Source organism: Vibrio nigripulchritudo ATCC 27043, assembly GCF_000222685.1.
Classification (GTDB): domain Bacteria; phylum Pseudomonadota; class Gammaproteobacteria; order Enterobacterales; family Vibrionaceae; genus Vibrio; species Vibrio nigripulchritudo.
This window is the reverse complement of record NZ_AFWJ01000125.1, coordinates 1-5859: the sequence shown is the minus strand read 5'-3', so window position 1 is coordinate 5859 and position 5859 is coordinate 1. Positions and strand designations below refer to the sequence as shown.

Genomic DNA, 5859 nt, shown 5'->3' with positions numbered 1-5859 from the left:
GGTCGCCACTAAAAGCTGCTTATGAAATTCTATATCACCCATTCTGACTTTCTCTCGGTCGCCCTCCGCCAAACCTGTTTCCATCAGGTTGTAGCCTTTTTCTATCGCGGCTAGGTTGTCTCCGGTGGCATTTAACGCCGCTAACGCTGCTGCGTTTGGTTCTACCATTAAACGCACTTCAAGCAGGTGGGGAATAAAGGTATCGGACTCTTTGAATTCAGCCACCCAGCGCAAAACGTCGTGATCCAGCCAATTCCATTTATCTGGTGTGTTGGCAACGCTTCCTACCTTGGGGGTTATGGTAATCAGCCCTTTGCTGGCTAACGTTTGTAATGCGCTTCTTACCGATGTTCTCGATACGCCCATTGCAAGTGCCAATTCGTTTTCTCCTTTAAGAAAGGAGCCCGGCTGAATGTTTTCTTTCAATAGGTCATAAACAATCTGGTCAATCGCCAGTTTCGATTTAGATATTCTCATTTATGAATTTATTAACTCTGCTCTTGTCATACATGGTGGGTTAAAAAATAACCAAAAACAGTGAGTGAAGTCTTGTTTTATTGTTTTCTATATCAATAGCGGGGTGAAAATTGATCAATGACTATCCATTAACATTCATTGATCTTTAAGGTGTGTATGGAGTTGAGAAACCTTTAGCAACACAAGAGAATATGCGTCGCTAAAGGCGAGGGTGTAGGTAATAAAGCTTATTTAACTGGTTTTTAAGCAAAAGAAGCTGCTGAGTCAGGCGTGGATTCATCAAAAAGTGAAGCAATGTGCTCTGGGTTATAACCTGAACTCACAGGTACACGAATAAGCTTTACTCCGGCACTTTCACAAGTGTGTTCGATTAACTGATCGCGTTTGATACGAGAAGGTTTCTGGTGAGAAGCGTCGTCCAGTTCAACCGTATAGAGAATTTCCAAGGTTTTAGGGCAACACAGCACGTAATCAAAATGCTTCGCGCTAATTTGGTTAAACGCAATTCGCCATTCTTTCTTATTGTATAAGCCTTTCTTAGGGGCAATAACATCAGCAATCCGCACTTTACTGAACACTCTGTATTTGTCGCCAACCGCGTTATTAAGCGCATGGTAGAAGGAGAGTTCTGCTTTCGTCGTAAGGTACCTTCTAGGTTGATACTGATACTTATTTGTTAATTTAGAAGCGCCTTTTCGGTTTTTACCAGCGGCGAGCTTAAAAGATAAAACGATAATAAATAAAGAAACCAGAAGAATTAGTTGAAGTAGTGTCATAAACCTAGCCTGAGTATTTGTTTTGACTCACGATTATGAAATGCGTTTATATAGAGAGAAAGAATCATTAATTTGAAATGAGATAAGGCTCAAACGAATTTGAGCTTATTGAGAATGGTTTAAATAGACAAAAGTATCAGAGACCTACTAGTATTATTGACCAGTTAGCGCTTAGGGTAACTACTTTTAGCTTAAGAGTGCAGGGGATATAGGGTATACAACAGAGGGCATCTCCTTAACATCTCAATTCTTTTTCATAGATATGATCATGTTCTTATTTAGAATGAGCACGCTTTCAACGTCAGAGTATTTCATAAATATCATTGAGCTAGATGTTTTTGATATCAAGTTCAAATCCTCAATAGTGACGACGGATTTACCTTCTTGTACCTTGACATCATATCGAACGGTAGTTGTTTTAACGTCAATATAACGAATCTGGCTTGTGCTCTGGACAAGAAAATATGGGCAGCCGACCAACACTATAATGGAAACAACGACGAAAGTATCTCGTATAAATTTTAGGTACTTTGTGCGAAGCCGTTTAAGCGTGTTTCCGAATTTACTGCCTTGAGCATTTTTATGATTAGGTTTGTGAGATCTTCTTATGTTATTGAGGATGACGTGGTAGTTGTCTTTGAACTTTGACGAATCCACGTATTCACTTTTGCCAAAGTCGCCCTGTAACTCCTTATCGACGTCGAATTCTAGAACGATAATAAGTAACTTAAAATACAAAAACTGTATGAAGGCGATAGCTAAAACGGCAGGGATGATCCGAATACCGCATATTAAAAAGTCTTCTAAATCAGCGAAGTGTAGAAAGTTGATATTGTATTTCTGATAAAAGGTGAACTCATTAAATAGCCCAACACATGAAATGTAGCCAATACAAAACGTAATAAAGATGGTTGGGTTATCAAAAAAGTAGTTCCAGATTCTTTTAGTCATACTCAACATTATATAGGTAACTAAGTGCGCATGATTTTATATGAGAATGTCATTTAAAAAAATGGGAATGTTAAATAAAGCTCGCTCAGTACGCATTATGTATATTATGTTAAATAAGGTGTCAGTCTACGTCGATTCTGATGCATTCAGCTCTCCCTTTCCCTTCGAAAGCCGCTCAATTTAACAATAATCCTATTTACCATAAAATACCTAATAGTCATTTCTTTAATCAGAGATTAAGAAAATGACTATTAGATTTAGTTCATTTAGGCTCTTGCATCTACAACTTCAACTTTGCTTGCCGTTGTCGCATGCATCTAACTCTTATCACGCGCACTCAGCTTTGTTCTAGCTACACAAGTTTGATTGCAGTCCTTTTTCTAATTTGGTTCTGACCTGATATGAAGCGTCTGCTATGGTGATCTTCCCTGACTTTTTGCGGTCGAGCCCAGCGTTCTGGCGGTAAGCTATCGTTCCTTTCTTGAATAACACGTGAGACGTCGGCTTTCCAATCGCTGCGGGATAAAGAATCGCCATGTACACGTCTTCCAGTGAGCGCATCCTACTACGGTACGGTTTGAAATAAGCTTCGACATAGTCAAGTTGGTCTATAGCATTCATTCTAGCCAACTTTTTTGTGCATGTTCCCAATCCTTTTGCTGTCGCAGGCATAAACTGAATCAAACCGGTAGCTCCACTGCCCGCTCCGTTTTTGATGGCTGGGCTGAATGTTTCTGCTGTTTCGAATGCCATACAAGCCATTAGGAAGTTAGGATCGATATTAAGGCGCTTACTTATCTCTTCGACTTTGACTCGAAATTCAGGTGAAACTTTCTTTCCCCAGGCGAGCTTTCCTGTTGCGCGATAAGTTTTTGATGCCGGTGGCTTTCTGTTATTTGAACGGCTTGAGGTAAATGGGATGACTTTTAAGAATTTTTGAACTTTCGATTGGATTCGCTTGGGAAAGGAAAAGAACTTGTCTATTTTGCGTTGAAGCTTTTTAACTTTTAATAGTTTGTACAATAACCTGGAAATGGCTTTCACGATACAACCTTACTGGGAAAACACAGCAGAACAGTAATTCATTTAATTGGCTTTTGATATCAACCTTGGATGTTGAGTATAAAAGCGTGAAATGAATCACTGTGCGTTGTAAGCAAAGGCTAAGGCGTGTAACTAAACGCAAATATTGTCGTTTAGCAGTAGGCTTTTAAGATTTCCTGTATGTCTTTTGCCCTGATTGGTTTGGCGACAAATTTGTCCATGCCTGCCGCAAGACATTGGTCTTTGTCGGTATTCATTGCGTGCGCGGTTAGCGCAATGATGGGCAGCGTTACCCCTTGCTTGCGAAGTACTTTAGTAGCAGCCAGACCGTCCATTTCTGGCATTGAAATGTCCATGAATATCACATCCAGGTTGTTCTGGTTTTTCTCGACATACTCAACGGCTGCAACCCCATTAGGCACAATGTGGACGTTGTGACCAAGATTAGACAGCATCAGTTTTATCACCATCTGGTTTGCTGGGCTGTCTTCTGCAACAAGAATGTTCAGTTTATTCTGAGAATGGATAACGTCGCTGTTGCGAGCGTTTTTTCCTACATCACTTTTGGAGCCGATTATCGGTAAGGTTACGGTGAACTTGCTGCCTTGGTGGCGGGTGCTGTTTACCGTGATATCACCGCCTAGTAATCTGGCAAGCTGCTTAGATATTGCGAGCCCTAGCCCTGTGCCTCCGTATTTTCGGGTTATCGAACCGTCGGCTTGGACAAATGGTTTAAACAGCTTCTCTAGTACGGAATCATCCATTCCAATACCAGTATCGGCAACCTGAATCACCAACGTTTGATTGCCCTGCGTGCGAACATCGACGTTGATCTCTCCCGACTCTGTAAACTTGACGGCATTGCCAACCAGATTAAACAGAATCTGCGACAACCTGGTTGAATCGGTGTGGATTTCTTTCGGAATGTCTTCTGCTAGATTCAGAGAGAGCTGTAGGTTTTTATCGCTAGCAAGTGACTGATAATGCTGCAAGTTACCTGTGACAATGTCACGTAAATTGACGTTCTTTGTATCCAGTTCAAAGCTGCCCGACTCTATTTTTGACAGATCAAGTACGTCGCTGATAATTGCAAGCAAAAGCTCAGCGGATGACTCCATCATTCTTAAGACTTCGGTATTGTTTTTGTTAGTGCACTTGGAAAGCTGAACATCAATCAGCCCAAGAATGGCATTCAGAGGCGTTCGGATTTCATGGCTCATCATTGCAAGGAACTGGGATTTTGCCTGATTGGCTTTTTCCGCCTCCATTCTTGCACGTTGTAGCTCAAGGTAACGCTGCTTACTTTGAGAGATATCTTTTACCGTGCCACGGTAGCCAAAAAACTCACCTTCTAAATCGTAAAGAGGTGCGCCGCTTATGCTTAGCCAAATCCCTTCTTCTTGGTTATAGCACCATTCCAGATCGCGTATCGGCTGACGTGATTCCATTGCCGCATTGAGCTTTTTAAGCTCTGGAATGTCGCCCAGCATGGCTTGAATACATTGACCGTGATAATCCACTTTGATGGGTGAAATATCGGAGATGTAAGTGACGCGGTAACTACTGTTGGTCTCCCACAGACAGTCCCCTACACTGTTGGCAAAGTCTCGGAATCGCTCTCGGTTTTGTCTGAGTTCACTGGTTCGGGTTGCGACCAAAGACTGCAATTTCTCTTTGTAGTCGATATCAATAACAGCCCGTTCAATAAGCGGTATCAGCCTGGCGAGAATATCCTTACAGGCAACGGAGAACTGCCCTTTGCGGTTGCCAATGAACAGAATCACCGACTGACTGGCTTCTGACTCTACGCCTGTCATCAGTAGAGATTTGACCTGATCTTGCAGGATGGAGTTGAAATGGCTGAATTGCAGCAGAGATTCGGGCTGGTAGATGATGATGCTTTCGCCCAGAATAGCGCGGTCGAGTTTGTCGTCCTGTTGCCATTCCTGGTCGCGGAATACTTTGTTGGTGCTCAGCAGAGTCTGAAAAGCCGTTTCCCCTGGGCTGCGGGAAAGTACGATGGCATCTTCAAAATTGATGTATTTGCGCAGAACGGTAAGCAGACCATTAAATATCTGGTGTTTGTTACTTGCCCCCGTCATCGATGAGAGAGAGGCAAGGATCGCTCTGTTTTCATCAAGCAGTTTTTGTTCTTTTTCTTTGCTTTTTTGTAATTCAAAAAGGGCTTCTTGGAGCTGCTCTTTATCAAAAGCGTTCATTAGACTCTCTTACTTTGATGAAACACAACGGAAGACACCATAAGGTTGCCGTGCGCATTTATACCGTTTTCAAACCTACCCTGTTCGCCATACGTGAATGGGCAGATAAAAGGTTGATTCTTAAGTGCACTGTGTACCTGTTCGCACACTGTATTCATTGCACTTTCTATGTGAAGCATGGATCCCGCGCAGAATATGTTGATGGCACCTAACGGTTCGCCCATATCAATACAGGCGTCATTAGTTAATTGAATGACTTTGCCAGCCCGGCTGATGAGTCGCTCTTTAGATCCTGTCATGAGATGGACACGTTCGCCTTCTGCGATTTCTGTAAACAGCTCTACTCCCTTCCCCATTGCTGGTAAGTTTTCACCGGATGAGACAATTTGTAG

The 5859-nt window shown here is 42.3% G+C and carries 5 protein-coding genes; all 5 read right to left on the bottom strand.

Annotation, left to right across the window (positions count from 1 at the left end; translation table 11 throughout):
• Window positions 1-477, bottom strand: a 477-nt coding sequence (locus RH89_RS12345; RefSeq protein ID WP_004402210.1) for a FadR/GntR family transcriptional regulator, incomplete at its 3' end; no start/stop codon positions are given.
• Window positions 478-719: 242 nt separating this feature from the next.
• Window positions 720-1253, bottom strand: a complete 534-nt coding sequence (locus RH89_RS12340) for a DUF2726 domain-containing protein (RefSeq protein ID WP_004402209.1) — start codon at window positions 1251-1253, stop codon at window positions 720-722.
• A gap of 1299 nt (window positions 1254-2552) precedes the next feature.
• Window positions 2553-3248 (bottom strand): transglycosylase SLT domain-containing protein, encoded by a 696-nt coding sequence (locus tag RH89_RS12330; RefSeq protein ID WP_004402207.1) that lies wholly within the window; start codon window positions 3246-3248, stop codon window positions 2553-2555.
• Between the two features lie 152 nt (window positions 3249-3400).
• Window positions 3401-5467 carry a hybrid sensor histidine kinase/response regulator gene (locus RH89_RS12325; protein WP_004402206.1) on the bottom strand — a complete coding sequence of 689 codons (2067 nt, stop codon included), beginning with the start codon at window positions 5465-5467 and terminating at the stop codon, window positions 3401-3403.
• Window positions 5467-5859 (bottom strand): FIST C-terminal domain-containing protein (locus RH89_RS12320; protein WP_004402205.1); only part of this gene is annotated, 393 nt, incomplete at its 5' end. The genes RH89_RS12325 and RH89_RS12320, both read right to left, overlap by 1 nt.